Raw genomic sequence first — 26,477 nt, forward strand, 5'->3', positions numbered from 1 at the left:
TTTTGGAAACCGGATAAAAACACAGATATATTCATACTAGCTTAATCAAAAATGAAGACGATTAAAGGACCCGCCGTTTTTTTGGCCCAATTTGTAGATAGTAAGGCACCTTTTAATTCCTTGGATGGCATGTGTAAATGGGCATCCGATTTAGGGTATAAAGGCATTCAGATCCCTACTTGGGAGAACTTTTTAATAGATTTGGACAAGGCCGCCGAAAGCCAAACCTACTGCGATGAGCTTAAAGGGAAGATAAACTCCTATGGGTTGGAAATAACGGAATTGTCTACCCATTTGCAAGGACAACTGGTGGCAGTGCATCCGGCTTTCGATATTATGTTCGACAATTTTGCGCCAGATCAGGTAAAAAACAACCCTAAAGCAAGGACGGCTTGGGCCATGGAAACGGTGAAAAAAGCGGCCACTGCAAGTCGAAGATTAGGAATAAATGCCCATGCAACTTTTTCTGGTGCCCTACTTTGGCATACGACGCACCCCTGGCCACAAAGACCGGCCGGATTGGTGGAGATGGGTTTTGAGGAATTGGCAAAACGATGGAAGCCCATTCTAGATCATTTTGATAAAGAGGGTGTGGATGTCTGTTACGAGATACACCCAGGGGAAGATTTACATGATGGGGATACTTTTGAACGCTTTTTAGAAGCCACGGGCAATCATAAAAGAGTAAATATCCTTTACGATCCAAGCCATTTTGTGCTACAACAATTAGATTATATAAGTTATATAGATCATTACCATCAATTTATCAAATCTTTCCACGTTAAGGATTCTGAATTTAACCCAACCGGTAAGAAAGGTACTTTTGGGGGATATAATGATTGGAGTGACCGTGCGGGCAGATACAGATCACTCGGTGATGGGCAAATAGATTTTAAGACCATTTTTTCCAAACTTACTCAATACGGATGCGATGTTTGGGCTGTTATGGAATGGGAATGCGTTATAAAAAGTCCCGAACAAGGGGCTAGGGAAGGTGCTAAGTTTATTCAGGACCACATTATTGAGGCCACAGAAAAAACTTTCGATGATTTTGCCGGAGCAGAAGTAGATAAGGCAGAATTGAAGAAAATATTAGGATTATAGAAACAACCAGAAACTATGAAGAAACTATTTATTGCTTTTTTGATCGTATGCTTGGCTTCGGCCTGTAAAGATAAAACCAAAACCAGTGAAGGAGCTTCCGAAATGGCTACGGAAGATGCGTCGGAACAGCTCAATGAAAATGATGATCAATGGATTGTGCTTTTCGATGGTACTTCTTTCGATGCTTGGAAGGGTTATTTGAAAGATGAGATGCCGGCCGAATGGAAATTGGAGGATAATGCCATGGTTTTTTACCCTCCAGAGCAAAGAGAGGAAGGAGAGAGCTTCAATATTGTTACTAAAGCAGATTATACCAACTTTGTACTTTCCATAGAATGGAGAATCTCCGATGCAGGCAATAGCGGTATCTTTTGGGGAGTAAAGGAAGATCCCAACTTACCCGAAGCCTATCAGTCCGGTCCGGAAATTCAGGTGTTGGACAATACAAAACATCCGGATGCCAAGGTAAATGGAAAAACGCATCAGGCGGGTTCCTTATACGATATGGTAGCGCCCTCCCAAGATGTTACAAAACCGGCAGGCGAATGGAATACCTGCATAATAACCGTAAATCACAAGGTGAACAAAGGAAGCGTAGTCTTAAACGAGGTAGAAATAGCTTCTTTTCCGGTGAACGGCGAGCCATGGAATACCATGGTTTCCAAGTCCAAGTTTGCAGATTGGGAACATTTTGGAAAATATCCTACGGGAAAAATTGGATTACAAGATCACGGAGATGTCGTGGCATATAGAAACATTAAAATTAAGGAACTATAAGTATGGGTAAAATTTACATAGCATTTTTGGCGTGCTTGGTCATTTCCTGCAAGGGAGACGCACAAAAGACGGATACAACAACAAAAGAAGACACCGAAAAAATAATAGTACACCAAGAGTATTTGGGCGATGAACCTACAACGCCCGAAGGTACTGAGTTCTATGAACCTGTACCACCAACAGTTGTTCCTGGCGCCAACGGGACTCCTCCAAGTGATGCAATTGTTCTTTTTGATGGCAGTAATTTTGATCAGTGGGTAAGTACCAATGATAGCACGGCAGTGGCCTGGCATTTAAACGATGATGGCAGTACTACTGTTAAGGACAAATCGGGTGACATTCAGACCAAGCGAAACTTTGGTAGTATGCAACTTCATATAGAATGGCGATCACCGGCAGAAATACAAAGGGAAGGTCAGAACAGGGGTAATAGCGGTATTTTTTTACAGAATAAATATGAGGTGCAGGTTTTGGACAATAACGACAACGACACCTATGTAAATGGACAGGTGGGCTCTATTTATAAACAAACCGCTCCCTTGGCAAAAGCTTCGGTACCTTCCGGGGAATGGAATACTTATGACATAATCTATCATGCACCGGAGTTTAACGCTTCAGGTGATAAAATCAAATCTGCTAGGGTAACGGTAATACACAACGGTGTTTTAATACAAGATCATGTAGAAATTAAAGGAACAACCCCTTTTATTGGGTGGCCAAAAAACCCAGCTCATGGTGATGGACCATTGCGACTCCAAGACCATGGAGATAACAGTAGGGTAAGTTACCGCAATATATGGGTAAGGGAACTATAACCTAAACCCGGTAAAGCACTAGTGCAAATCCTTAATTTGGTTACCTTTGCCAAAACTTAAACGGAATATATGATCCAATCCATGACAGGGTTCGGGAAGCATGTAATACAACTTCCTACAAAGAAGATTACCATAGAGATCAAATCCTTAAACAGTAAAAGCTTGGACTTAAATGCCCGGATTCCGGCAGCATACAGAGACAAGGAATTAGAGTTGCGTAAAACAATAGCCAGTTCCCTTGTACGGGGTAAGATAGATTTTGGATTGTATATAGAAATTACCGGTGATGAAACCTCCTCCAAAGTAAATGAGGGAGTAGTGCGCCAGTATATGAAACAATTAAACAATATAGTTGATGCGGACCAGTTGGCTTTACTGGAAATGGCCGTTAGGTTCCCAGATGCCTTAAAAACAGACCGGGAAGATATAGACGAGGCAGAGTACAAAACTATTAAAGAAGTACTGCAAACAGCCCTGAAGGAGATAAATACATTTAGAAGTGAGGAAGGCAGCATGTTGGAAAAAGATTTTGCAGACCGCGTAGGTACCCTTCAAAATCTCTTGGAGCAAGTAGAAAGCATGGATTTGGAAAGGCAGGCCACAATTAGGGAACGGCTAGAGAAGGCCGTTGCAGATATAAAGGCCAATTTAGATTCCAATCGTTTTGAACAAGAGCTTATTTACTATCTTGAAAAATACGATATCACCGAAGAAAAAGTACGATTGAACAACCATTTGGATTATTTTATGACCACCTTAAATTCCAAGGACTCCAATGGAAAAAAATTGGGGTTCATTACCCAAGAAATAGGCAGGGAGATCAACACTATAGGGTCAAAGGCAAACTATGCTCCACTGCAACAACTAGTGGTGCAAATGAAAGACGAATTGGAGAAGGTTAAGGAACAAATGCTTAATGTGTTGTAATGGAAGGAGGTAAATTAATTATCTTTTCTGCACCTTCGGGCAGCGGTAAGACCACTATTGTGAGGCATCTTTTGGAACAACCAGAGCTTAATTTGGCATTCTCCGTATCCGTCACCTCAAGACCTCAAAGAAAGGAAGAGGAAGACGGAAAACACTATTATTTTATCTCGGTTCCCGAATTTAAAAAGCATATAAAGGAGGACGCCTTTTTAGAATGGGAAGAAGTTTATAGGGATAACTTCTACGGAACACTTAAAAGTGAAGTAGAACGGTTATGGGCAGAAGGAAAAAATGTAATTTTTGATATCGATGTTGTGGGAGGCCTTCGTATAAAGAAGAAGTTTCCGGAAAAGACCTTGGCTGTTTTTGTTAAACCTCCGAGCGTTGACGAACTTAAGATTCGTCTTAAAAAAAGAAGCACCGAAAGTGAGGATAAGATAAATATGAGGGTAGCCAAAGCTTCGGTGGAAATGGCTACCGCTCCTCAGTTCGATAAGGTTATTAAAAACTACGATTTGGATACCGCTCTGGAGGAAGCACATCAAATGGTGGCCGATTTTGTTGGGGCTAATTGTGAAGATCAATAGACTTCCCCATCTCAAAACAACATAACCCAATATAACTACATTTGTGAAAAAAGTAGGACTTTATTTTGGCACCTTCAACCCTATACACATAGGGCATTTGATCATTGCCAACCATATGGTTGAGTTTTCGGATTTAGATGAGGTTTGGTTGGTGATAACCCCACAAAGCCCTTTTAAAACGAAGAAAACCTTGTTAGAGGATCACCATCGGCATCAAATGGTGTACGAAGCCACGGCTGCCTATCCCAAGTTAAAGCCTAGCAAAATAGAGTTTGATCTGCCGCAACCCAATTATACCATTAATACCTTGGTCCATTTACTAGAAAAATATGTTGAAGGTTACGAATTTTCCTTAATTATGGGTGAGGACAATTTGAAAGGGTTGCATAAATGGAAAAACTACGAAACAATTCTAGAACATCATCATATTTATGTATATCCAAGAATTACTGATGGGTTTTCTAACCACAAATTTAAAGGGCACCCTAAAATACACCATGTAGATGCACCCATTGTGGAAGTATCATCAACATTTATACGCCAACAACATAAGGCCGGGAAAAACATAAGGGCCATGCTCCCCGATGCTGTTTGGAGATATATGGACGAAATGAATTTTTACCGAAATTAATATTTCCCAAAAATACCGTCCAATATTTATTCCGCGTCAAAAAGAATCACCTCGTATTCAAAGGTCGTAAGTTCGCCACCTATGCCAACATCCTTTAATGTTACGGTATATGAGGTATCAGCAGCGTTTGTTGAAATTCCTTCGGGTACCCAAACGATAGTGCGATCTCCAAAATCGTTACTCAAAGTTTCCAAGGAAAGTTGTATTGAGGCTCCGTCAGCATCTTTCATAGATACCGTAGTAGTGCTAAAATCAGCCGAAGCGACGGAGAAAGACCATCTGGGAAAAGCCAGATTTGCAGGTACATAACCTTCGGGTGGCCACGCAATAAACTCGGGGTTGTCCACAGGCACAGGCCCGGAATCTCCCAAGACCCATATGGCATTGGATCTATCAGTATTACCAATACCTATTTCCTGCAATCTTGGCCATAAAAGCCATCTTCTATGTCCTACGGGGCCATTGGCAGAACCTTGGTCCTGAATATAGGCATCAATGGCTTCCGCATTTCTGGTTAACGCTAAAAGTGATTTTCCGGCACCTTCATCACCATCGGCCGTATAACATTTCCAACTGTTTGGTGGAAAATGTTCCAAGGCATTGTTGGCATTCATCATAAGGGCCGTCTGTTGGGCTTTGGCACTTTTAGTGGCATCCTCTGTAATCTCATTGTTAAGCCCAACCGCTTTTCGGTAATATTCCAGACGCATTAAAATTTTGTCTATGGTACCTTTGGGTACACTACCAGCATCACAAGATGCCTCATTGCCTGTCCATGGTACTTCAGTTGTGGTGATGGAAGCTTGGTAATAATCTTCATATAAAGCTTTTGCTGCCAATCGTGCGCTATTTTCTTCAGGATTTGGAATAGGATCTGTTTCGCCTTGTTCTTCGTCGTTCAAAACCTCTTCCGCAATATTGTCCGTGCTACAGGAAACAATGGAGATACATAATAGATAGAGAAGAAACTGTGAGTTTAAGTTCAATTTCATGCCTAAGCGTTTTTGGGGTACACCCCATTAACGCATAAAATTTTAAATCGGTATATCTTTTTCGATGAACGGCAAGCTTTATAAAGTTCGGATACTAGAATGCCGTAACTTTGGTAAGTATATCGGTACCCAAGTAGGTGTTGTCCTTGTTGTAGTACCAAGCCCTAATCTTGGGGATTTTCATGCCATTAAAGTTTTCTTCCTGGGTCAGCAGAATGTACTCACCATCTTTTTTGGATTCTTCATGATAAAACTGATATACCTCCAAAGCAAAGGAGATAGGGTCAAAATAAAAATACCAGGTATCTTTTCCAACGGCCTGTTCATAATTTACCTTTAAGACCAAATAATCCTTTCCCTTAAATGTTCTGGAAGTAACCTTGGGATCTATTACGGTTCCCGGATCGCGTAACTTCATTGGCAGGCCATATAGGTAGGTGTAGTAATCCCTCATGGTTTTGGCCCGTTCGCAGGTTAATCCAAATGTTTTCTTGCCTGTTTCCGAAATGGAGGTATTATTGTTGAGCGATAAGGTACATATCCCTTTGTCCAAAGTTCTGATTACGGTGTTTCCATCTTTTTGCTCCGTTAACTTAAAGTATTGTTTTGGTAGGTTTAGGGTAATATCGCTCAGTCTATCGTGCTGGTTGGGAGATTGCATGGTAACGGAAAGGGTTCCTTTAAAATGCTCCCAAACCCCTTGCGGATCATGATAGGATATAGCTTTTTCCAAGAGTTCATTTCCCGAAATTTCCTGTCCAGAAATGGTTAAGGAAAACAGTATGCCAAGAAGGATACAAGTGGTGGTTTTCATGGTTTAAGCTATTTTAGAACCGGGTATTTACGTGCTGGTCGTAGGTTTCCAGCAAATTCATGGTAGCTGTGAGTAGATCTTTGGTCTCTAATAGCAAACTAAAATATAGCGCCGTGTTTTTAGGACTAGACTCGTCTGCACGGGTACGGGCCACCTGCTTTTCAATTTTTTCGCTAACCTTATCAAATAATTCTTGCTTATTAATGATAAGCGGCGTTAGTTCGTTAAAGGTCTTGTTCTCAAAAATAGTATTTATGGTAGCGAAGAACTGATCAATATATTGATTTGTTTCCTTAAGATCCTTTAATTGGTTAAAACGTAATTTTTTATGGTTGTTGTTTACATGTTTATGACCCGCCTTGGAGATATATTCCAAGGACTGCGTCATGTCTTGGAGATAACTGAGTGCAGTGATATAGAAGTTACTTGTGTCAACACTGGAATCGTCCAGGTTTTTAATGAAATAAAAGATATTGTCCCGTAGCTCCTCTACTTCATTATTAAGTTTAATGATGCCTTTTTTACTCTTTTTTAGGATGTCTAGATCGTGTTTGGCCAACCCATCAATACTGGCTGCATATATACTGTTTGCCCTTTTGATGGCCAAGGAAATATTTGAGGAACTTTCGTCAATAAGTTCTTTTATCGATTTACTTTCCGCTTTTTGTAGTTTTTCCTCTCGTTTACTCTCCTTTACCTTTTTGTTATGGGAAAGGTAATTTCTGCCTATCAGCGCAAAGGCTACCACTAAAAGAATACCCATAGCAATTGCACCTCCAAGGTGAATGACATATGCAATGACGGCTGCTGCGGTGAAAGCACTTATAGCGGTAAAAAACCATCCGCCAATAACATTTAAAACCCCGGCTACCCTGTAAACCGCACTTTCCGGACCCCAGGCCCTGTCTGCAAGAGAAGTACCCATGGCTACCATAAAAGTTACATAGGTTGTGGACAATGGGAGTTTCATGGATGTGGCAATAGATATCAAAACACTGGCTACCATAAGATTTACAGAAGCCCTTATTAAATCAAAGGCAGGCATATCTTGTGCCCTGCTTTTTGGGATGTACACATATGGTTTTTCAAACTGGGCATCAACTCTTTTTCGTATTCCAACAGGAAATATTCCGCCTAGATTTTCAGAAGCCTTAATACTAAATTTCACGATTTGACGCGATAAAAAGTTTGGCTGAAACCGTTCTTGCCCTTCATCTTGTCTAGAGAGATCCACACTGGTCTTCACCACATTTTTTGCCTTGGATGAAAACCAAAGCGTTACTACCATAATACCTCCAGAGATCAACAGCAATAGAGTTGGCGTGCGTACCGCAATGGTTAACCCGTCCATGGCATATTCTGAAGCCATGAGCCCGGAGCTTTGCCAATCCTGAAAAGATTGTAATGCGGCGATGGGAACCCCAATAAAGTTTACCAAATCGTTACCGGCAAAGGCCATTGCCAATGCAAATGTTCCCAAAATTATAATGATCTTATAAATGTTCCACTTAAACAATGTTGTACATAGGTAGGAGACCAAAGTCCATAACACAAAATTTCCAAAAAGGAAAAGTTCCGGATTTAGAGCAATATATTCATTGACAGGCTCGCTTAAAATAGCTGCACTTTTAAGGCCTTTTACCACAATGAAGTAAATAATGGAAGTAATTGCGAAACCTCCAAAAGCTGCACCGATCCATTTTGGTTTTTCTTGAAATTTAAAGGAAATGAGAATTCTGGAAATAAACTGAATTGCGGCTCCAATAGTAAAGGCAACTACCACTGAAAGCAGAATGCCAAAGATAATTTGCGATGCCTTTTCTGTATTGATGTAAGTGCCCAATTCTATAAAACCGCCACCAGTATTGGCAATTTTTACCAACGAAATTGCCACAGCTGCCCCTAAGAGTTCAAAAACTATGGACACGGTTGTAGAGGTGGGCATGCCTAGGGTATTAAAAAAATCCAACAAGAGAATATCCGTAATCATTACAGCCATAAAAATGATCATGATCTCGGCAAATACAAATTCGGTCGGGTTAAAAATACCCTTTCTGGCCACTTCCATCATGCCGCTAGAGGACATGGCGCCAAGCGCGATGCCAAAACTGGCCACAATCATTATAGTTCTAAAAGAGATAGCTTTGGAACCTATAGCGGAATTTAAGAAGTTAACCGCATCATTGCTTACACCAACCACTAGATCTGTAATCGCGAGGATTGCCAAGGCGACAATCATGAAAACGTAAATATTTTCGCCCATTCAAAAATTTAAATAAGAACAAAAATGCCATTATATTTTGTGACCAAAGTTAATATAAGGTTATGAAAACCGTCTTACCCTGACCGTAGTGCTTAAATGTATACACCCTAAACACAATTGGAGTATTAAAAGCATATAAATTGACTTATCTTAGCAACAAATTTGGCCAAAAAATGAACTGGGAACAACTTCTTTCCTTAAAGCGACAAGGCGACACCCATAAAAGAATACGAAAAGAACAAGATGAGACCCGTTTGGGCTTTGAGGTAGATTATGACCGAATTATTTTTTCGGCAGCTTTTAGAAGTTTGCAAGATAAGACCCAAGTGGTACCCCTTTCCAAGACCGATTTTGTTCATACAAGGCTAACACACAGTTTAGAGGTCTCGGTAGTGGGGAGAAGTTTGGGACGTATTGCAGGAAAGAAGATACTTCAGAAATATCCACACCTTAAGGAAGTTCATGGCTATCACTTTAATGATATGGGAGCCATCGTTGCAGCCGCTGCCTTGGCTCATGATATTGGAAACCCGCCTTTTGGACATAGCGGTGAAAAGGCCATTGGGGAGTATTTTAAAACTGGAAAGGGTAAAAAATACCAATCGGTTTTATCAAAAAAAGAGTATCAAGATATTATAGATTTTGAGGGCAACGCCAATGGTTTTAAACTACTTACCGCATCCAAGGAAGGGGTGCAAGGTGGACTTAGGCTTAGCTACGCTACATTGGGTGCGTTTATGAAATATCCAAAAGAATCACTTCCCATAAAGCCTAACAAACACATCGCAACTAAAAAGTTCGGGTTTTTTCAATCCGAAAAGAGCTTTTTCAAAGAAGTTGCCGAAGAACTGGGATTGCCGTATACTACCATAGGAAAAGAACACTGCTATGCGCGTCACCCACTTACCTACCTTGTAGAGGCGGCCGATGACATATGTTATACCCTAATCGATTTTGAGGATGGCATCAATTTGGGCCTTGTTTCCGAAGATTTTGCCCTGGAATACCTTATAAAGCTTGTTAAGGACAGTATCAATATAAAAAAGTATAATGGACTTATTTATAAGGAAGATCGGCTAAGTTATCTTAGGGCCCTGGCCATAAATACACTGATCAATGATGCTATAGCTGTATTCATTAAAAATGAGGAGGCTATATTAAATGGTAGTTTTGAAACAGCCCTTCTAGATAAGAGTAAATACAAGGCTCAGATTTCAGATATTATCAAATTGAGCGTAGAAAAAGTTTATCAGTCCCAAGAAGTCATCGAAAAGGAAATAGCGGGTTATAAGATAATATCCGATATTCTGGAGGTCTATACAGAAGCTTTATTGCAAAAGAAGGATGGTAGAGCATCTAATTATGACAACCTTATACTCCATACGCTACCCGCTTTTTACAAAAAGACGGACATTTCGGTTTATGATATTCTATTAAATACCTGTTGTTATGTTGCCAGCCTATCGGACAGTGCGGCAATACTACTTCATAAAAAAATAAGGGGCGTAGAGATTTAGCTAAAAGCACCTGTTTTATTTGTTTAGCCATTTCTTAAATTCGGAAGCGCGGTTTTTGCTAATAATGACATCTACCTCCGAATTGGGGTTTACCAATATCTTCAATTGGTTATTACCGTACCTTATAATTTTCTCTATAGCCGATATGGCTATTATAAATTGCCGGTTTGCCCTATAAAAATCACTACCGTCCAAATTGGAGAAAAGCTCTTCCAAACTGTTGTTTGCTACGGATCGGGTACCGTCAAAATTCATAACATAGGTAACTGTATGTTCCGTAAAGATGTAGGCAATGTCTTCCGTGGGTACCGGCAGCAGTTCGTTGCGTAGATAGGTAAGGATTCTTTTTTTCCCTTTTTCGGAAGTCTTTTGGTTTGCAGTGGCCTGCGGCTTTTCCTCGTTGGCTTTTTGTTGATAATCTGCCAATGCCCTATTTAGCTTGGCTAAATTAATTACCTCATTCTCTAGCTTTTGATTTTTAAGCTCTAATCTCTTTTCGTAAGCACTACCGATAAGACGCACGGTAATAACGGAGGACAGAATGATAAAGAAACCCATGATTGTAAAAATCACATAAAACTTGTTCCGTAGGCTGTCTATCTGATTTGATATTTTGGTGATGTTGGCGTGTGATGCAATGATCCAATCCGAATTATCTACCGGATATAGGTATATAATTTCCGATTCGCGCTCGCCGCTACCAAAATCGCGAATGCCACCTACCTGCCGTTTGCTCATAAGCAGGTCATAAAAGTCTTTGGAGCTTATATCGTCTTTTACCCTAGATACAAAAGACTCGTTAGGGCTTACCTGCCTTCCAACCCGATTTATATCCGGATTGCAGATTTCGATACCAGACCAGTCGAACATACTTACGGAACCGGTTTCCATATTTGTATTTTCAATGGTCTTTTGAAGGTTGGCAACGATGGAATCCTTGGGCAGACCGCTGGCCAATTCAAAGCTTATTAGGCTAGCCATCTCCTTCGCTTCCCTTTTGCTAGACTCCATCTGGGTATCCAAAAGTTGGTTGGCGCTAGCTTGTATAAAATATTGTATGGCTACGCCAGCGATGATTATGAAAATGGTCGCTATCGCTAAAAATGTAAAAAAGTACAGTTTATCTTTTCTCATGACCTGCGGATACCATAAGTGATAGAGCATTACAATCGGCAGTTGCTAAGATAAACTTTATGATTTTAAATATTTTGATCATTGTGGATATTCCCCTTAATTCCCGAACAATTTTTACCTCCTTCTTTTAGATTGGACTTCGCTTTTAACAAAATTGCCAATTTCAGAAGACCAATAATTCCCTCTTAAGGCTCATTTTTCCCTTTCACATTCTTTTTTTATGTATACCGAAGTGGAATATGTTGTTTTGAATATTAGTTAACCTTAAAAAATTGATCGAATGAAAAAGTATTTATTAGTATTGGCAATAATGTTTATAGCTTCGGGATGCTCCTCGGATGATGATACGGGCACTCCTTCAGATGATGATCCGGGACCACCGCCACCGCCACCCTCTGGCAACGTAAATGTGGTGATAAACGAGGTGGCCTATTTAGGCGATGAGGTAGAGCTGTTTAACAGTGGTAACGAAAGTGTAGATCTTAGCAATTATTATTTATGCCTAGGACCGGGCACATACGAACGACTTGGTGGTCTTACGGTAACCGGAGATTTAAATTTGGCGCCTGGTGCCTATTTGGTGGTTAGCTATGCTATGCCTGGTGCCTCTGGTGGGTTAGGACTATATATTGACAACTCCGATTTTGCCGACGCATCTACCATAGCGGATTTTGTGCAATGGGGATCTGGTGGTACAGCTAGGGAGAATGTTGCCGTAGCTGCAAACATCTGGACAGCTGGGCAATTTATAGCCGTGGAAGGAGATGCGGCCAATAGCTTGGCCTTTGATGGTAGCGGCAATGCAGTTTCGGATTGGGCAGAAACCACTACCCCCACCTTTGGGGCAGAAAACACGGTTACTCCGCCAAATGCGGTCGCATCTGTTGTTATCAATGAAGTGGGTTATCAAAATGATAAGGTAGAACTTTATAACAATGGTACCATTGCCGTTGATTTAACAGATTACTTTCTGTGTTTAGGGCCTGCAACTTACAGAAAGGTGGGAGACTTGCCGGTAACCGGAGATATTGTTCTTGCACCGGGGGCCTTCATAACCATAACCTATGATCAACTAAATACCGATGCCGGTCAAATAAGCAACACCCCGGGGACGGGAGGACTTGGGCTATATGAAAGTAACACCGACTTTACAGATCCTGCAACCCTCTCAGATTTTGTACAATGGGGAGCTGCCGGCAGCGTTAGAGAAAATGTAGCGGTAGCTGCAGGGATATGGACCGCAGGTGAGTTTGTTAATGTAATTGGAAGTGCGGAAACCAGTATTGCCTATGATGGCGAAGGAGATACCGCTGCGGATTGGACAGAAACGGCCGAACCTACCTTTGGGAGCCAAAATACCATAGTTGCCCCAGAAATGTCCATTACAATTAATGAAGTAGAATATTTAGGCGATAAAGTAGAGCTATATAATAGTGGAAACATTTCAGTAGACTTAAGTGACTACCAATTATGCTTGGCACCAGGCACCTATAGAAGAGTGGGTGATCTTCCGGTAGACGGGGATCTAGTATTGGCCCCAGGAGCCTTTTTGGTTGCTACTTACGATCAAATCAATACCCCGGCCGGTCAGATAAACAACACCAACGGTACGGGAGGATTAGGATTGTATATTAACAACAGTGGTTTCGGTGATGCCAGTACAATTATGGATTTTGTACAATGGGGAGCATCAGCAAGTATTAGAGAAAATGTTGCGGTAACCGCAGGTATATGGACCGCTGGAGATTTTGTTGAAGTGATTTTGGGAGCCAATAATAGTATTGCCTTTGATGGAGAAGGAAACGCCTCTTCCGATTGGGCAGAGACTACCACTACTACCTTTGGGGCTGCCAATGAGGTGACTGCACCTGTGAAATCCGTGGTCATCAACGAAGTAGAATACCTGGTAAATGACGAAATAGAATTATACAACAATGGCGATATTACCGTAGACCTTGCCAGCTATTGGTTATGTTATGGCCCGGGAGCTTATTTTAGAATTGGTGATGCGGCTATGACCAACGTTGTAAGCGGCACTATAAACTTGGCCCCAGGAGAGTTTTTGGTAGTGTCGGCGGTTAGCTTAAGTGCATCCGATACAGCTGGTGCCATTGGCCTATACAATACCAATACTAATTTTGCGGATTCTACTACGATACTAGATTTTGTACAGTGGGGCGCGGCAGGAAACGCTAGGGAAACTGTGGCAGTATCCGCAGGTATCTGGACCGCAGGTGGCTTTGTGCCAAACGTTCCTTCGGGCTCCAGTATTGCCTATGATGGAGAAGGTGAGGCGCCAACAGATTGGAATGAGGATGCAACACCCTCTCTGGGAAGTGGAAATTAACTAAAGTTCAATTATAATGGCGGCTGGGCCGCCTGGGAATTAAATTGCTATACGGAGAAGTTTGAGTGTTTAGTTGATTGTAATGAAACCCATATTGATAAATCGCAATGTGATGTGATCTTAGCTCTATGGGTTTCAATGTTCCTAAAGCTATACGGAAAAAAAAGGCAATAAAAGTACTATCTTTAGTAGGTTTGATAGCTTGCATGCCAGTGAAGCTTAACTTTGGCCATCGGTTTTTAACAAATCCGATATCTATTAGAGGTCCCATAAAAATGTTGAAATACAAAAAAGGGTAAAAAATGATAGTTGAAAATAAGGGAAAAGTCTTTTTTCTTTTTGCAGGAGTACTGTTTTTTTCTGCAATTACCTATTATGCCTTTTACCATGTGGACCGTATGGATACCGCAAAGGCACCGACAGAAGTGAAGATAAGCTCCGAAAATTTGGTAACGTCTTTTCTGGCAGACGAAAACTCTGCCAATTCCAAATTTGTGGAGAAAACCATAGAAGTGGCAGGTGTAGTAAGAGAGATTACCTTTTTGAACGATCGGTATACAATATTTTTGCAAGGCGGAGGAGAATTTTGTCTTATGTGCGATATGCAGGCAAACCAGCTAGAAAAGGTAAGAAGCATAAGACCAGGACAGGAAGTTTTGCTAAAAGGTATTTGCAAAGGGTTTCTAATAGATGCTATATTGTTAAATTGTGTGTTGCTCAATAAAAATTAATGGATAAAATAATTACCCCTATACTCATATTTATCTTTTGGACCGGATTTGCACAGCAGCCCGATCAGTTCATAACACGGCAGGGTCAGGCCTCTTTTTTTTCGTATACCTCGGTAGAGAACATACAGGCCTCCAATAATCAAATACTGAGTATCATTGATATTTCAAAGAAGGAAATCGCCATAAGTATGTTAATGAGAGCCTTCGTTTTTCAGAAATCTTTAATGGAAGAACATTTTAATGAAAGTTATATTGAATCCGACATTTTCCCCAAAGCTACCTTCGAAGGAAGTATTCAGGACTTTGATCCTTCAAACACAGACATACAGACCAAAATTGTAAAAGGAACGCTTACAATACACGGAGTAAACAAGGAAACGGAAATTAAGACCAAAATAGAAAACACCGCGGAAGGATATATATTTTCCGGTGATTTTGAAGTAGAGATCAAGGATTATGATATTAAAGTTCCTCCTATTTTGGTGAGAAACATTGCAAAGACAATTTCGGTTACATTTAGATTTGAATATCAGCCATATGAAAGATAATAGGTTATTTTTGGTGTTGCTATTACTATTAAGCGGATTAGGGATGTTGAATGCCCAAAATCTTCTGGAGACCCTGGAACAGGAACATACGGACGATCCTCTTTACACCCTGGCATCCTTTAAGGCCACAAGGATTGCCATTGGACAGTCTGTGGAAACCCGAAAAAAAGGTGTATTGGAATGGCACTTAATGAATAGGTTTTGGAACATACCAACGGGCCGAACCCAAAGTTTTTTGGCAGATCGGCTTAGCGTTCGGTTTGCCCTGGAATATGGTATTTCTGACCGACTTACCTTTGGAATGGGCGGCACCACTTGGGATGGTATTTTCGACGGATTTTTAAAATACAGGCTGGTAAGACAACGTATGGACAAAAAGGGATCTCCAATAAGTATTACCGTTTTTCAGAATGGCAGCTATCGAAGCGATTCTTATCCCAGCATCACCACTGGGGATAATTTTAAAAATAGACTGTCCTTTACGAGTCAGGTAATGATCGCCCGTAAGTTCAACCCTAATTTTTCATTGCAATTTACACCCTCATTTGTACATCGGGGCGGGTTGTTATTTCCCGAAGACACGCAGAACCATTTTGTTTTGGGCCTTGGTGGTAGATACAAATTGGGGAACCATGTTTCGGTAGTTTCGGAGTATCACTATGTAACCAACCCCATTGAATCGGCAGATACCTACGACGCGTTTGCTATAGGTGTAAATTGGGAAATAAGTGATGTAATTCTGCAATTTCATATGACCAATGCCAGAAGCATGGCAGAAAGTGCGTTCCTTACGCAAACTTTCAACAACTTCAACACTGAAGATGGTAATTTTCATTTTGGATTTAATTTCACCTACGTGTTACATTTCAACAAGAAGAAAAAATGATATTCTAACGACTTCGTAGGTTTATCGACCCGTAGTAACTAGTATTTTTGGGGTAAGTAATTGGCGTACATAACTTCTTTTAACGCAAAGCTTTAAAGTAAAAATTTCCCCTTCACGTCTCATTTATTCCTGTTCGCCCTAGTTTATTTGATTCTGGCTGTCCATAGGGGTTACTTTACCTCATGAAACCTTTTAATAAGCCGGCCATGACCAGAAAGAACAAACTGCCCATTAGCCTTGGCCTATGGACCATTATCTTGTTGGCGTCTTGTGAATATAATGTTGAAAATGAAGAGGTAATTGTACCCACTGGGTGCCAACCCGAAGTTTCCTATGAAACCACTATACGCCCTTTGATAAATGACAACTGTATGCCTTGCCATAATGGGGATGGCAGCGAACCTTTTGCACCGGACCTCACTACCTATAATGCCGTAGAAAACATTGCGGGTACGGTAAAACAAGTAACCCAGGCAAGAACAATGCCAATAGGAAGCACTTTAACCCAGGACCAGATAAACGCCATAGGATGTTGGGTAGATAACGGGGCTCCTAACAATTAATAATGAAAGGGATGAAAATAAGTACCCGCAGATTGCTTCTCACATTTTTGATAGCGCTAACGCTAGGATCAGCAATTGCACTCTATTATTACAACAAACCCGCTATTGATGTTCAAAATGCAGATACTGCTTACGCGCTATCTGCAAAAAACCTCATTTGGGAATATCAGGAAGATGAGATAAGCACTAACAAAAAGTATTTGGAGAAGATAATTCAGGTGAAAGGATTGGTAGCGGAGGTTGCCTTTCATAAGGGTTTTCATGTGGTGACATTAAATGGTGAAGGATTGGATTCTAAGGTTATTTGCCATATGGAACCCACAGAAAACAAAAAAACGGCCGGTCTGGAAAAAGGACAAATGGTAGCTGTTAAGGGTATTTGTACCGGGTATTTATTAGATGTTATGCTGATAAAATGCGTATTGATCAATTAAAGAATATGAAACATATTTATGTAGCTTTTTTTAGTTTGTTAATCATGGGCGTTACGAATGCCCAGGATAAATACCTCACCAAGGAGGGTTACGTCTCTTTTTTTTCGCACTCCATAGTGGAGGATATAAAGGCAGATAACAATCAGGTTTTAAGTGTTGTCGATAGCAAGACAGGAAAGATCGCCATACAACTTTTAATGAGGTCTTTTATGTTTGAAAAAGCATTGATGCGAGAACATTTCAATGATAATTATGTGGAATCCGATATCTATCCAAAAGCTAAGTTTTCGGGGAGCATAGAAAATTTCGATACGCTTGCCAATTTATCCAGTGATATTAGAATAGTGGGAACGCTGAGTCTGCATGGCAAGGAAAACAATATTGCTACGGATGCAACTATAACTGTAGAGGCCAATAAACTGATACTCACAGGAGAGTTCGACGTTAAGGTAGCAGATTACGATATTAAAATTCCGGCATTGGTCAAAAACAATATATCCAAGACTATAAAGGTGAGTTTTGAGCTACACCACACACCATACAAATAAGCTGGTGGCCCATCTATGAAAATGAAACAAAAACCGATAAATCCAATCAGATGAAACCTATTTTTCTTATTTATTTTTTAATGTTGATGCCACTTAGCGCAATGTCCCAAGAGTTAGAAGCTTTGTTGGAAGAAACATCAACAGATACCACTTTTCTGGTTTCGGGTACCTTCAATGGCACAAGATTGCTTAACGGGCATTCCGTGGAAACAAGAAAAACAGGGGTCTTAGAATTTCTTATATCCCATCGTTTTGGCAGAGTAAATTCGGGTTTTGATCAGTTGTTTGGTCTAGACGATTCTACTATTCGTTTTGGTTTCGAATATGGATTTACGGATAAACTTACCGTGGCTTTGGGAAGAAGTTCTTTTGAAAAAACTTTCGATGGTTATCTTAAATATAGATTACTTCAACAAAAAATAGGAAAGCAACCCTTTCCGTTTAGTGTTACCTTGTTCGGTAGTGCAACCCAAAAGACCATCAAGGACTATGAACCGGACGAAAAACCCTCCTTTAGTGAGCGGTTAACCTATACCGGCCAGGTTTTAATTGCCAGAAAATTTAACCCAAACGTTTCGCTACAGTTTGCACCAACATTGGTCCATTTCAATACAACTGCCATCGAAGCAGATCCACATGATATGGTAGCCTTGGGTTTTGGGGCCAGGGTAAAAATAAGTAAGCGTATATCCCTTAACGGGGAATATTACTATAACCTAAACCCTTTTGAATCTTTGGATGTTAAAAATTCCGTTGCTTTTGGGATAGATATTGAAACGGGAGGGCATATTTTTCAACTAATTTTCACCAACTCGGTTTCCATGATAGAAAAAGGATTTATAGCAGAAACTACAGGTGGGTTTTTTAAGGGTGATATCCATTTTGGATTCAATATTTCCAGGGCATTTCAGATAAAAAAAACACAATAAGGATACATTGTAATAAAAGTAAAAATTGCAGTGAAGAAGAGGGCCCTTCGATTATCGAGGGGCTTTTTTTAGAAACTATATGCCAGTCCTACCCCCAATATCTGTTTAAATTGAATCCTAGACCTACCCGGTTGAGTGATGGTGCCGTCTGCAGCTTTCTCTTCATCAAATTTTATGTCCTCATCGAAGATTACATGGGTGCCTATGGTTGCATTTACATATTCGTTTACCGTTAAATTAAGAAGCAATTCCCAGTCCAAGTCCACATTTCCAAAACTCCTTAGATAATCGGTATAAAGATTGAGTCTATGTTTCAATGCCATATTCTTGTAAAGTTGAGGCTCCCAGGTATTGGTCAATAAAAAACCGAATTCCATGAACAAGCGCTCCCCCTCTTTTATAATATTGCCATCAGCATCCAGTATCGCACGTTTAACCCCAAAGGCCCCTTGGTTTGCCAATTCTTGATCTAGTACAAAAGTGGCCTTTTGTGTTAAGGGGGAAAGATACAGGTTAAACTTTTGTTTTTCCTTGATAAAAGACGTTCCTGCCCCTATAAAAAGATATCCCGGAGCCATAAACCTAGAGATTAGCACGGTTCTGTCTACCCCTTTAAAACCCTGATCGAACTGCGTATTAAAACTGGTCTTAACAGAGTAATACCAGTTGCTTATGGTATCTCGGCGATAGCCAAAAGTAGAGCTGAATCGTATAACGTCATCAGTTTTCTGAAGCTTGCGCCCATCCTGGGCGTTTAGGCCATATCGGAGATCCAAATTATTGTCCCATTGGATATACCTAAACTTATAATTTCTAGCAAATTGAGCGCTACCTTGCCCGGAAATGGAATTGTTTCCACCGGCGTTCCAGTTTACAAATGCAACTTCGCTAAGGTTCAATGCCAGCTTGTTTTCTTTTTCCCAAAAAGAGGGTACTTTAAAGCGCTTAAATTTTTTGGTCAAAGGTTTGGTGGCCTTGAAGGAAACATAGGTATTGGTGAGGTATGCCCCTCGGGGTATATTCTTCAGTTTTGTTTGTGTTTCACGGATTACAATGGTATCTATAACAGTGGTATCCCTTGGAACAGGCGGAATGGAATCTTGTGCGGATACGGCATTTAAAAATAGCAGGGAGAGGAGGAGTAAACTTGTTTTTTTAATCATTGTTGTTTTACTATAATAAATCGGTGATATATTTTTTTAAGGATATTAAATCTATTGCCGCTTGCTGGTGTAGTTCGTCAATGGTTCCGTGTTCTATAAAAATATCATCAATGCCAAAAACCTTGATGGTGTTTTTAAACCCTTTATCATTGGCAAATTCTAGGATAGAACTGCCAAACCCACCAATTTTACAGCCGTCTTCCAGCGTAATTATATGTTCATAGTTTGTAAGGACATCTTGGAGCAGCTTGCCATCCAAGGGTTTTATGAAGCGCATATTGTAATGGCCAATACTATCCGGATCATTGAGCTGATCTATAATCTCCGTTATTGTATTTCCTATGGGGCCAACGGACAATACTGCAATTTTATCGCCCTTTTTTAACTCCTGTGCCTTCCCTATTTTAATACTTTCCATAGGTTTTCTCCAGTCCAAGAGTACACCTCTTCCTCTGGGGTAACGTATAACAAGTGGTTGCTTTAACCCCTGCTGCGCGGTGTACATAATGTTTCTAAGTTCCTCCTCGTTTAAGGGAGAAAAAATGATCAGATTAGGAATACATCTTAAATAGGCCAAATCGTAAATACCATGATGTGTAGCGCCATCCTGACCTACCAAACCAGCGCGGTCCAAACAAAATATCACAGGTAGGTTTTGGAGGGCAACGTCGTGGATTACCTGATCGTAAGCGCGTTGCAGGAAGGTAGAATAAATATTGCAAAAAACAACGAGTCCTTCGGCAACCATGCCCGCAGCCAAAGTAACCGCATGTTGCTCTGCGATGCCCACATCAAAAGCCCTATCCGGAATTTCTTCCATCATATATTTTAAAGAACTACCTGTTGGCATTGCAGGGGTAATGCCTACAATATCCTTGTTCTGCTTGGCTAGTTCCACAAGGGTGTGTCCAAAGACGTCTTGAAATTTGGGCGGTTGCACCTTTTGTGATTTTGGAAGAAGGTCTCCTGTCTGCATGTTAAATTTCCCGGGCGAGTGATAAACAACTTGGTTCTCCTCCGCTTTTTGGAGCCCTTTTCCCTTGGTGGTAATAATATGTAAAAGTTTGGGTCCCTTTAGTGTCTTTAAACGGGAAAGTTCCTTTAACAATAATTCTAGATCATGCCCATCTATGGGGCCTGTATAGTCAAAGTTTAAACATTCAAAAATGTTCTCGTCCTTGGCCGTTCCTTTTTTTACATTGGTTAGATATTTTTTTAAAGCACCAACACTAGGGTCTATTCCTATGGCATTGTCGTTCAATACAACCAAAATATTTGCATTGGTTACCCCCGCGTGGTTTAATCCTTCAAAAGCCATTCCGCTTGCTATGGAAGCATCACCAATGACCGCAATATGTTGCCTCTTGTCATCGTTGGCAAGGTTAGCGGCAATTGCCATGCCTAGAATGGCGGAGATGGAAGTTGAGCTATGTCCGGTACCGAAGTCATCATATACACTTTCGCTGCGTTTTGGAAAACCACTGATGCCTCCCATTTGTCTATTAGTGTTAAAAAGTGTCTTTCTTCCAGTAAGTATCTTGTGTCCATAGGCCTGATGGCCCACATCCCATATTAATTTATCGTGCGGGGTAAGAAAGATGTAATGCAGGGCAATGGTAAGTTCTACAACGCCCAAACTTGCTCCTAGATGACCTTCTTTGGTGGCGACTGTTTCAATGATAAGCTTCCTCAATTCCTCGGCGAGCACGGACAGTTTGTCTGGTTTCAGCAGCCTAAGATCTTCCGGACCGTTTATATTATCTAAGTATCCCATTAGTGAGGAACAAATGTACACTAAATTCATTTTTTGATGGCCTCCAGACTGCTCCTAAAATTGTATTTTTGGTTTTATGGATTTAAAATTGGACGACACCTATTTTATGAAGAAAGCTTTGCAAGAAGCCGAGATGGCCTATGATAAGGGCGAAGTTCCAATTGGAGCCGTGGTAGTGGTACAAGATAGGATTATTGCTCGTGCGCATAATTTAACAGAACAGTTGAAAGATGTTACGGCACATGCTGAAATGCAGGCTATTACGTCCGCGGCCAATTACCTTGGCGGAAAATATTTGCATAATTGTATTCTGTACGTTACCCTAGAGCCGTGCCAGATGTGCGCCGGTGCCTTATATTGGAGTCAGATCGCCAAAATAGTTTATGGGGCAAAGGACCCGCAAAGAGGATGTGGTGTATTAGGGACTCAATTGCACCCAAAAACAGAAATGGTTGGGGGAGTGCTAGAGCAAGAAACAGCAGATTTGCTTAAAAAATTCTTTATCAGGAAAAGGAGTTTAAATTAAGGAAAAAAAACACCCCGCTAAACGGGGTGAGTTAGTTTTAAGCAAAATAAATATACTTATCCTATTACTTGCACTTGTGCAGCAACCATTCCTTTTCTTCCTTCTTCTTCCACGTATTCTACTTTGTCGCCTTCGTTGATTTCTGTCCCGTTCAAAGCTGTAGCATGAACGAAGATGTCTTTTCCTGTGTCGTCGTTGGTAATGAACCCAAATCCTTTAGATCCATTAAAAAATTTTACTGTTCCAGTCATTCTAAAAGAAATTAAAATAATAAATGTTTGAAGTACTAAGTTATAATTTTTCGGGCAGACCTTCTTAACGCCAAGTTTAAATCTTGTGAAAATTATTGATTTTCAGGCTTTTCAATATCTTTTCCTTGCATTTTTTTAATATTTTCATCCGTTAGCATGTAATCTTTAACCTTTTTGCCCTTACTTTCTTTGAATAAAAAAAGGGGCATGGCAATTAAAAAAAGACCAACCGTACCAGAACCTATAAATTTGTTGGCCAAGGCATTCTCTTCCTCCTTAATACTAAAACCGTAAATAATGGCGGCGATAGAGGACAGGGTAATAACCACAATAATATGTTTCATTTTCATAGGCACACGAATTATCTGGTAAAATTAATCAACTTTCTGCGATACGCGGTCAGGAGTTTGGATTTGGAAACAAACCCGTAATACTTGCCGTCTTTGATTACCGGTAAATTCCATGCTGCACTGTCTTGGAATTTTTGCATTACCGCCTGCATATTATCCGTCTCGTAGAAGATATATTCCGGTGCGCTTCGCATAAAGGTCTCTACCGTGGTGGTGTCGTATAGGGAAGTGTCGAACATAAATTCCCTAATATCATCTAGCAGAACTATACCAACCAGTGCCTTATTTTGATCTACTACTGGAAATATGTTACGCCCAGATTTTGCTACGGATTCATGCAACATTTCTCCCAGCGTCATGTTTGGATAAACCTTTTTAAAATTCTGTTCAATAACATCTTCTATTTGCATAAGGGTTAGCACGGTCTGGTCCTTATTATGGGTGAGCAACGCACCAATTTTGGCCAGTTCCCGGGTGTAAATGGTATAGTCTATGGCATTTTTTGCCATTAGGTAAGAAATTGCAGCGGTTATCATTAAGGGCACAAAGAGCTCATAACCCCCAGTTATTTCCGCGATTAAAAATATAGCTGTTAATGGGGCATGGATTACTCCGGCGATAAGGCCGGCCATACCGATTAGGGTGAAGTTGCTTTCAGACACCGAAAACCCCATTCCCACATTATTGATTACTTTGGCCATTACATTTCCCAGTGCGCTTCCCATAACCATAGTGGGAATAAAAATTCCGCCAGATCCGCCGGCCGCAAATGTTGTTGTCATTGCCACCGCCTTAAATATGGTGATGCCAAACAACAAGGCAATGATTACCCAGATATTGTCAATATACTGATCAAAGGGTGTCTTCCCCAAGGCCTGCAGATGATTTCCCTTTAGTAATTCATTGATAAAACCAAAACCTTCACCGTATAACGGAGGGATAAGATAGAGCATTACCCCGATTGCCAACCCACCAACCAAAAGCTTATATTTTGGACTTTTAAATCTTTTGAAAAATTTGTTTATCGCAAAATACATTTTGGTAAAATAAATGGAAGCTACTGCCGTGGATACACCCAAAAGGATATAGAATAAAGTGTCCTTTATTTGAAAATCGTCTGTAAGGGTAAAATTGAAAAGTGTTTCGTTGCCTAAAAAGAAATAAGAGGTAAGCACCCCGGAAATGGAAGCAAGCAATAAAGGAAGCATAGAGAGCATGGTAAGGTCTAGGCTAAAGACTTCTACGGCAAATATTATTGCTGCGATTGGCGACTGAAAAATGGACGCAATGGCCCCTGCCGAGGCACAGGCAATCAGCAATGAGCGGGTTTTTGCATCTATATGGAACAGCTTGCCAAAGTTAGAACTTATAGCCGCGCCAGAAGCTACTGCAGGCCCTAGTAAACCTACGGATCCCCCAAAACCTACAGTTAGGGGGGCTGTAATTAGCGGTGTATATACCTTTTTTATGTTGATTATACCCTTCTTTTTGGAAAGGGCGAAAAGAATAGAGGATATAGCATGTTCCAAACGTTCCTTATGCACATATTTTACATAAAGAAAAACCAAGGTAAGCCCAAGGATGGGCAATACAAAATAGAGTTGATTGTCCGAAAAGATGATGCCCTGTTCTAGAAGGGCTTGTATAAAATAGGTAATGTTTTTTATGGTAACAGAGGCCAGTCCGGCCAACAGCCCTACAATTATGCTAAGAATATGGGTAAAGGTCTTATTAGAGATGTTTTTAAACCTCCATATTACAAGACGGGTCAACAGATTTTTCTTCTGGTTGGGCATGTTGGTTGTTATACTACCAAAAGTATTAAAAAAACCGGCTGCTCAGCGGGTTAATATGCTAAGCTTGCTCATCTAGTTTTAAGTGAAGCTCTTTAAGTTGTTCCCCATCAATGGGTGCGGGGGCATCTATCATAATGTCCCTACCGCTATTATTTTTTGGGAAGGCAATAAAATCCCTAATGGTTTCTTGTCCGCCTAAAATGGCTACCAACCTGTCCAGGCCAAAGGCTATGCCGCCATGCGGAGGTGCACCGTATTGAAAGGCGTCCATTAAAAACCCAAACTGGGCCCTAGCTTCTTCGGCTGTAAAACCGAGATGTTTAAACATGGTGGCTTGGGTCTCTTTATCGTGAATTCGGATAGATCCCCCTCCTATTTCATTACCATTCAAAACAAGATCATAGGCATTGGCCCTTACGGCATCGGGATCGGTCTCCAAAAGTGACAAATGCCCTGGTTTTGGAGAAGTAAACGGGTGATGCATGGCATGGTAATTACCTGTTTCGATATCCAATTCCAATAAGGGAAAATCCACTACCCATAGGGGAGCAAATTCGTCAGGTTTTCTCAGCCCCAATCTTTCGGCCATTTCCATCCGCAAGGCACTTAGTTGACCTCTAGTAGTATGGGTATCACCAGATAGGACACATATAAGGTCACCGGCTTTGGCACCCGTTTTTTCGGCCCAAAGGGCCAAATCCTCTTGATTATAGAACTTATCCACGGAAGATTTAAACGAACCATCGTCGTTACATTTTACATAGACCATACCTTTGGCACCAATCTGGGGTCTTCTAACCCAATCTACCAAGGCATCGATTTCTTTTCTAGTGTGCGAAGCACCTCCTGGCACTGCTATACCAACAACCAGTTCGGCCGTATTGAAAACATTGAAATCCTTATGTTGGGCAACTGCATTTAGTTCGCCGAATTCCATTCCAAATCGAATATCGGGCTTGTCGTTACCATATTTTTTTAAGGCTTCGTCATAGGTGATTCTTGGGAAATTGGAACTGTCCACACCAACTATTTCCTTTAAGAGATGAGCTGTTAACCCCTCAAAAACATTAAGGATGTCTTCTTGTTCTATGAACGCCATTTCGCAATCGATCTGGGTAAACTCTGGTTGTCGATCGGCTCTAAGGTCTTCATCCCTAAAACACTTAACAATTTGAAAGTACTTATCCATACCGCCTACCATCAGAAGTTGCTTAAACGTTTGGGGAGACTGTGGTAATGCATAAAATTGACCTTCGTTCATACGGCTGGGGACCACAAAATCCCGTGCGCCTTCCGGAGTTGATTTTATAAGATAGGGCGTTTCTACTTCTATAAATCCCTGGTTGGAAAGATACTTGCGCACTTCCATGGTTACTTTGTGCCGAAAGATGAGGTTGTCTTTTACCGGGTTTCTTCTAATGTCTAGATAGCGGTATTTCATTCTAATATCCTCACCTCCATCCGTATTGTCCTCAATGGTGAAAGGAGGGGTCATAGACGTGTTTAAAATTTGGATTTCCGAAACTAAAATTTCGATATCGCCAGTTGGGATATTCGAATTTTTGGAAGCACGTTCAATTACGGTCCCTTTGGCTTGTATAACAAATTCTCTTCCTAAAGAGCGCGATTGCTCCATAATACCAGCTGGGGAACGTTCTTCATCAAAGACCAATTGCGTTATACCGTAACGATCTCTAAGATCTACCCAAATAACAAACCCCTTGTCCCTTGTTTTCTGTACCCATCCGGACAGTGTTACCGATTGTCCTATATGTGCTGATCGTAGCTCTCCGCAATTATGGCTTCTATACATGTGTGCTTGCTTATTTTGTAGCTGCAAATTTAAGAAGTATTGACAAGGCAGTGGCCATATATAGCAATAGATTTCATTAAAATGCACACAATAAAGGATTAAATGGAGATAAATGATAAAATTTAAATCACTAAATAACAGTGTGTTACAAGTTTAATGTAAATTTAATGTTAAGAAAAGGTTACGTCAATATGTTTTTAACGTAAAATAATCGTATATTTGTTACGTTAATGTAAATGATTGATTATTAAAATCCC

The 26,477-nt window shown here is 40.7% G+C and carries 26 protein-coding genes; 16 read left to right on the forward strand and 10 right to left on the reverse strand.

What is annotated here, in order from left to right:
- The first annotated feature begins 51 nt into the window (after nt 1–51).
- The 6 genes from ACEQ81_RS04045 (at nt 52) to nadD (ending at nt 4,841) form a co-directional block, all read left to right on the forward strand.
- Nucleotides 52–1,104 (forward strand): sugar phosphate isomerase/epimerase family protein, encoded by a 1,053-nt coding sequence (locus ACEQ81_RS04045; protein ID WP_411029564.1) that lies wholly within the window; start codon nt 52–54, stop codon nt 1,102–1,104.
- 15 nt (nt 1,105–1,119) lie between these two features.
- Nucleotides 1,120–1,881: a DUF1080 domain-containing protein gene (locus ACEQ81_RS04050; RefSeq protein ID WP_411029565.1), complete on the forward strand. Its 762-nt coding sequence runs from the start codon at nt 1,120–1,122 to the stop codon at nt 1,879–1,881.
- A gap of 2 nt (nt 1,882–1,883) precedes the next feature.
- Nucleotides 1,884–2,696 (forward strand): DUF1080 domain-containing protein, encoded by an 813-nt coding sequence (locus tag ACEQ81_RS04055; RefSeq protein ID WP_411029566.1) that lies wholly within the window; start codon nt 1,884–1,886, stop codon nt 2,694–2,696.
- 69 nt (nt 2,697–2,765) lie between these two features.
- Nucleotides 2,766–3,623, forward strand: a complete 858-nt coding sequence (locus tag ACEQ81_RS04060; protein ID WP_411029567.1) for a YicC/YloC family endoribonuclease — start codon at nt 2,766–2,768, stop codon at nt 3,621–3,623.
- Nucleotides 3,623–4,210 carry a guanylate kinase gene (gene gmk, locus ACEQ81_RS04065; RefSeq protein ID WP_411029568.1) on the forward strand — a complete coding sequence of 196 codons (588 nt, stop codon included), beginning with the start codon at nt 3,623–3,625 and terminating at the stop codon, nt 4,208–4,210. The genes ACEQ81_RS04060 and gmk overlap by 1 nt, the downstream gene beginning before the upstream one ends.
- 43 nt (nt 4,211–4,253) lie before the next feature.
- Nucleotides 4,254–4,841, forward strand: a complete 588-nt coding sequence (gene nadD, locus ACEQ81_RS04070) for a nicotinate (nicotinamide) nucleotide adenylyltransferase (protein WP_411029569.1) — start codon at nt 4,254–4,256, stop codon at nt 4,839–4,841.
- A gap of 26 nt (nt 4,842–4,867) precedes the next feature.
- On the opposite strand, the gene ACEQ81_RS04075 is transcribed toward nadD, so the two are convergent.
- From ACEQ81_RS04075 to ACEQ81_RS04085, 3 genes are all read right to left on the reverse strand, one after another.
- A complete protein-coding gene (locus ACEQ81_RS04075) occupies nt 4,868–5,833 on the reverse strand; it encodes a CAP domain-containing protein (protein ID WP_411029570.1) in 966 nt (321 codons plus the stop codon).
- 94 nt (nt 5,834–5,927) lie between these two features.
- The gene (locus ACEQ81_RS04080; protein ID WP_411029571.1) at nt 5,928–6,647 is read right to left on the reverse strand and encodes a DUF6503 family protein; all 720 of its coding nucleotides are present in this window, start codon (nt 6,645–6,647) and stop codon (nt 5,928–5,930) included.
- A gap of 13 nt (nt 6,648–6,660) precedes the next feature.
- Complete coding sequence (locus tag ACEQ81_RS04085) at nt 6,661–8,910, reverse strand: inorganic phosphate transporter (protein WP_411029572.1); 2,250 nt, start codon at nt 8,908–8,910, stop codon at nt 6,661–6,663.
- A gap of 173 nt (nt 8,911–9,083) precedes the next feature.
- On the opposite strand from ACEQ81_RS04085, the gene ACEQ81_RS04090 reads away from it, so the two are divergent.
- Nucleotides 9,084–10,427, forward strand: a complete 1,344-nt coding sequence (locus ACEQ81_RS04090) for a deoxyguanosinetriphosphate triphosphohydrolase (RefSeq protein ID WP_411029573.1) — start codon at nt 9,084–9,086, stop codon at nt 10,425–10,427.
- 15 nt (nt 10,428–10,442) lie between these two features.
- Here ACEQ81_RS04090 and ACEQ81_RS04095 read toward each other — a convergent pair whose 3' ends face one another.
- On the reverse strand, nt 10,443–11,561 hold the full coding sequence (locus ACEQ81_RS04095) for a LytR/AlgR family response regulator transcription factor (protein ID WP_411029574.1): 1,119 nt from the start codon (nt 11,559–11,561) through the stop codon (nt 10,443–10,445).
- 280 nt (nt 11,562–11,841) lie between these two features.
- Here ACEQ81_RS04095 and ACEQ81_RS04100 point away from each other — a divergent pair, with 280 nt between their 5' ends.
- From ACEQ81_RS04100 to ACEQ81_RS04135, 8 genes are all read left to right on the forward strand, one after another.
- Nucleotides 11,842–13,908, forward strand: a complete 2,067-nt coding sequence (locus ACEQ81_RS04100) for a hypothetical protein (RefSeq protein ID WP_411029575.1) — start codon at nt 11,842–11,844, stop codon at nt 13,906–13,908.
- A gap of 302 nt (nt 13,909–14,210) precedes the next feature.
- Nucleotides 14,211–14,639, forward strand: a complete 429-nt coding sequence (locus ACEQ81_RS04105; protein WP_411029576.1) for an OB-fold protein — start codon at nt 14,211–14,213, stop codon at nt 14,637–14,639.
- Nucleotides 14,639–15,187 carry a YceI family protein gene (locus ACEQ81_RS04110; RefSeq protein ID WP_411029577.1) on the forward strand — a complete coding sequence of 183 codons (549 nt, stop codon included), beginning with the start codon at nt 14,639–14,641 and terminating at the stop codon, nt 15,185–15,187. Before ACEQ81_RS04105 ends, ACEQ81_RS04110 begins: the two co-directional genes overlap by 1 nt.
- Nucleotides 15,177–16,073 (forward strand): DUF5777 family beta-barrel protein, encoded by an 897-nt coding sequence (locus ACEQ81_RS04115; RefSeq protein WP_411029578.1) that lies wholly within the window; start codon nt 15,177–15,179, stop codon nt 16,071–16,073. Before ACEQ81_RS04110 ends, ACEQ81_RS04115 begins: the two co-directional genes overlap by 11 nt.
- A gap of 206 nt (nt 16,074–16,279) precedes the next feature.
- Nucleotides 16,280–16,636 carry a c-type cytochrome gene (locus tag ACEQ81_RS04120; RefSeq protein ID WP_411029579.1) on the forward strand — a complete coding sequence of 119 codons (357 nt, stop codon included), beginning with the start codon at nt 16,280–16,282 and terminating at the stop codon, nt 16,634–16,636.
- An 11-nt stretch (nt 16,637–16,647) separates the two neighbouring features.
- Complete coding sequence (locus tag ACEQ81_RS04125) at nt 16,648–17,070, forward strand: OB-fold protein (RefSeq protein ID WP_411029580.1); 423 nt, start codon at nt 16,648–16,650, stop codon at nt 17,068–17,070.
- A 5-nt stretch (nt 17,071–17,075) separates the two neighbouring features.
- Complete coding sequence (locus tag ACEQ81_RS04130) at nt 17,076–17,618, forward strand: YceI family protein (RefSeq protein WP_411029581.1); 543 nt, start codon at nt 17,076–17,078, stop codon at nt 17,616–17,618.
- A gap of 50 nt (nt 17,619–17,668) precedes the next feature.
- On the forward strand, nt 17,669–18,547 hold the full coding sequence (locus tag ACEQ81_RS04135) for a DUF5777 family beta-barrel protein (RefSeq protein ID WP_411029582.1): 879 nt from the start codon (nt 17,669–17,671) through the stop codon (nt 18,545–18,547).
- A gap of 68 nt (nt 18,548–18,615) precedes the next feature.
- Here ACEQ81_RS04135 and ACEQ81_RS04140 read toward each other — a convergent pair whose 3' ends face one another.
- Nucleotides 18,616–19,710 carry a DUF3078 domain-containing protein gene (locus tag ACEQ81_RS04140; RefSeq protein WP_411029583.1) on the reverse strand — a complete coding sequence of 365 codons (1,095 nt, stop codon included), beginning with the start codon at nt 19,708–19,710 and terminating at the stop codon, nt 18,616–18,618.
- Between the two features lie 10 nt (nt 19,711–19,720).
- Nucleotides 19,721–21,514 (reverse strand): 1-deoxy-D-xylulose-5-phosphate synthase, encoded by a 1,794-nt coding sequence (locus ACEQ81_RS04145; protein WP_411029584.1) that lies wholly within the window; start codon nt 21,512–21,514, stop codon nt 19,721–19,723.
- A 46-nt stretch (nt 21,515–21,560) separates the two neighbouring features.
- On the opposite strand from ACEQ81_RS04145, the gene ACEQ81_RS04150 reads away from it, so the two are divergent.
- Nucleotides 21,561–22,010 carry a nucleoside deaminase gene (locus ACEQ81_RS04150; RefSeq protein ID WP_411029585.1) on the forward strand — a complete coding sequence of 150 codons (450 nt, stop codon included), beginning with the start codon at nt 21,561–21,563 and terminating at the stop codon, nt 22,008–22,010.
- A gap of 56 nt (nt 22,011–22,066) precedes the next feature.
- On the opposite strand, the gene ACEQ81_RS04155 is transcribed toward ACEQ81_RS04150, so the two are convergent.
- The 4 genes from ACEQ81_RS04155 to aspS all read right to left on the reverse strand — a co-directional run bounded on the left by ACEQ81_RS04155 (nt 22,067) and on the right by aspS (nt 26,220).
- Nucleotides 22,067–22,261, reverse strand: coding sequence for a cold-shock protein (locus tag ACEQ81_RS04155; protein WP_411029586.1), 195 nt, complete (start codon nt 22,259–22,261; stop codon nt 22,067–22,069).
- Nucleotides 22,262–22,353: 92 nt separating this feature from the next.
- On the reverse strand, nt 22,354–22,605 hold the full coding sequence (locus tag ACEQ81_RS04160) for a hypothetical protein (RefSeq protein ID WP_411029587.1): 252 nt from the start codon (nt 22,603–22,605) through the stop codon (nt 22,354–22,356).
- A gap of 17 nt (nt 22,606–22,622) precedes the next feature.
- Nucleotides 22,623–24,407, reverse strand: a complete 1,785-nt coding sequence (locus ACEQ81_RS04165; RefSeq protein WP_411029588.1) for a chloride channel protein — start codon at nt 24,405–24,407, stop codon at nt 22,623–22,625.
- A 58-nt stretch (nt 24,408–24,465) separates the two neighbouring features.
- Nucleotides 24,466–26,220: an aspartate--tRNA ligase gene (gene aspS, locus ACEQ81_RS04170; RefSeq protein WP_411029589.1), complete on the reverse strand. Its 1,755-nt coding sequence runs from the start codon at nt 26,218–26,220 to the stop codon at nt 24,466–24,468.
- Nucleotides 26,221–26,477 lie beyond the last annotated feature (257 nt).

Source organism: Spongiimicrobium sp. 3-5 (assembly GCF_046557915.1).
Classification (GTDB): Bacteria; Bacteroidota; Bacteroidia; order Flavobacteriales; family Flavobacteriaceae; genus JBHEBG01.

Excerpts from the sequence above, each read along its gene's own strand:
- ACEQ81_RS04105 (WP_411029576.1), top strand. The coding sequence starts at position 14,211 with ATGATAGTTGAAAATAAGGGAAAAGTCTTTTTTCTTTTTGCAGGAGTA.
- ACEQ81_RS04090 (WP_411029573.1), top strand. The coding sequence starts at position 9,084 with ATGAACTGGGAACAACTTCTTTCCTTAAAGCGACAAGGCGACACCCAT.
- ACEQ81_RS04150 (WP_411029585.1), top strand. The coding sequence starts at position 21,561 with ATGGATTTAAAATTGGACGACACCTATTTTATGAAGAAAGCTTTGCAA.
- ACEQ81_RS04080 (WP_411029571.1), bottom strand. The coding sequence starts at position 6,647 with ATGAAAACCACCACTTGTATCCTTCTTGGCATACTGTTTTCCTTAACC.
- aspS (WP_411029589.1), bottom strand. The coding sequence starts at position 26,220 with ATGTATAGAAGCCATAATTGCGGAGAGCTACGATCAGCACATATAGGA.
- ACEQ81_RS04095 (WP_411029574.1), bottom strand. The coding sequence starts at position 11,561 with ATGAGAAAAGATAAACTGTACTTTTTTACATTTTTAGCGATAGCGACC.
- ACEQ81_RS04110 (WP_411029577.1), top strand. The coding sequence starts at position 14,639 with ATGGATAAAATAATTACCCCTATACTCATATTTATCTTTTGGACCGGA.
- ACEQ81_RS04135 (WP_411029582.1), top strand. The coding sequence starts at position 17,669 with ATGAAACCTATTTTTCTTATTTATTTTTTAATGTTGATGCCACTTAGC.
- ACEQ81_RS04115 (WP_411029578.1), top strand. The coding sequence starts at position 15,177 with ATGAAAGATAATAGGTTATTTTTGGTGTTGCTATTACTATTAAGCGGA.
- ACEQ81_RS04155 (WP_411029586.1), bottom strand. The coding sequence starts at position 22,261 with ATGACTGGAACAGTAAAATTTTTTAATGGATCTAAAGGATTTGGGTTC.
- ACEQ81_RS04125 (WP_411029580.1), top strand. The coding sequence starts at position 16,648 with ATGAAAATAAGTACCCGCAGATTGCTTCTCACATTTTTGATAGCGCTA.
- ACEQ81_RS04085 (WP_411029572.1), bottom strand. The coding sequence starts at position 8,910 with ATGGGCGAAAATATTTACGTTTTCATGATTGTCGCCTTGGCAATCCTC.
- ACEQ81_RS04060 (WP_411029567.1), top strand. The coding sequence starts at position 2,766 with ATGATCCAATCCATGACAGGGTTCGGGAAGCATGTAATACAACTTCCT.
- ACEQ81_RS04165 (WP_411029588.1), bottom strand. The coding sequence starts at position 24,407 with ATGCCCAACCAGAAGAAAAATCTGTTGACCCGTCTTGTAATATGGAGG.
- ACEQ81_RS04140 (WP_411029583.1), bottom strand. The coding sequence starts at position 19,710 with ATGATTAAAAAAACAAGTTTACTCCTCCTCTCCCTGCTATTTTTAAAT.
- ACEQ81_RS04100 (WP_411029575.1), top strand. The coding sequence starts at position 11,842 with ATGAAAAAGTATTTATTAGTATTGGCAATAATGTTTATAGCTTCGGGA.
- ACEQ81_RS04045 (WP_411029564.1), top strand. The coding sequence starts at position 52 with ATGAAGACGATTAAAGGACCCGCCGTTTTTTTGGCCCAATTTGTAGAT.
- ACEQ81_RS04160 (WP_411029587.1), bottom strand. The coding sequence starts at position 22,605 with ATGAAACATATTATTGTGGTTATTACCCTGTCCTCTATCGCCGCCATT.
- ACEQ81_RS04130 (WP_411029581.1), top strand. The coding sequence starts at position 17,076 with ATGAAACATATTTATGTAGCTTTTTTTAGTTTGTTAATCATGGGCGTT.
- ACEQ81_RS04120 (WP_411029579.1), top strand. The coding sequence starts at position 16,280 with ATGACCAGAAAGAACAAACTGCCCATTAGCCTTGGCCTATGGACCATT.
- ACEQ81_RS04050 (WP_411029565.1), top strand. The coding sequence starts at position 1,120 with ATGAAGAAACTATTTATTGCTTTTTTGATCGTATGCTTGGCTTCGGCC.
- ACEQ81_RS04075 (WP_411029570.1), bottom strand. The coding sequence starts at position 5,833 with ATGAAATTGAACTTAAACTCACAGTTTCTTCTCTATCTATTATGTATC.
- ACEQ81_RS04145 (WP_411029584.1), bottom strand. The coding sequence starts at position 21,514 with ATGAATTTAGTGTACATTTGTTCCTCACTAATGGGATACTTAGATAAT.
- ACEQ81_RS04055 (WP_411029566.1), top strand. The coding sequence starts at position 1,884 with ATGGGTAAAATTTACATAGCATTTTTGGCGTGCTTGGTCATTTCCTGC.
- gmk (WP_411029568.1), top strand. The coding sequence starts at position 3,623 with ATGGAAGGAGGTAAATTAATTATCTTTTCTGCACCTTCGGGCAGCGGT.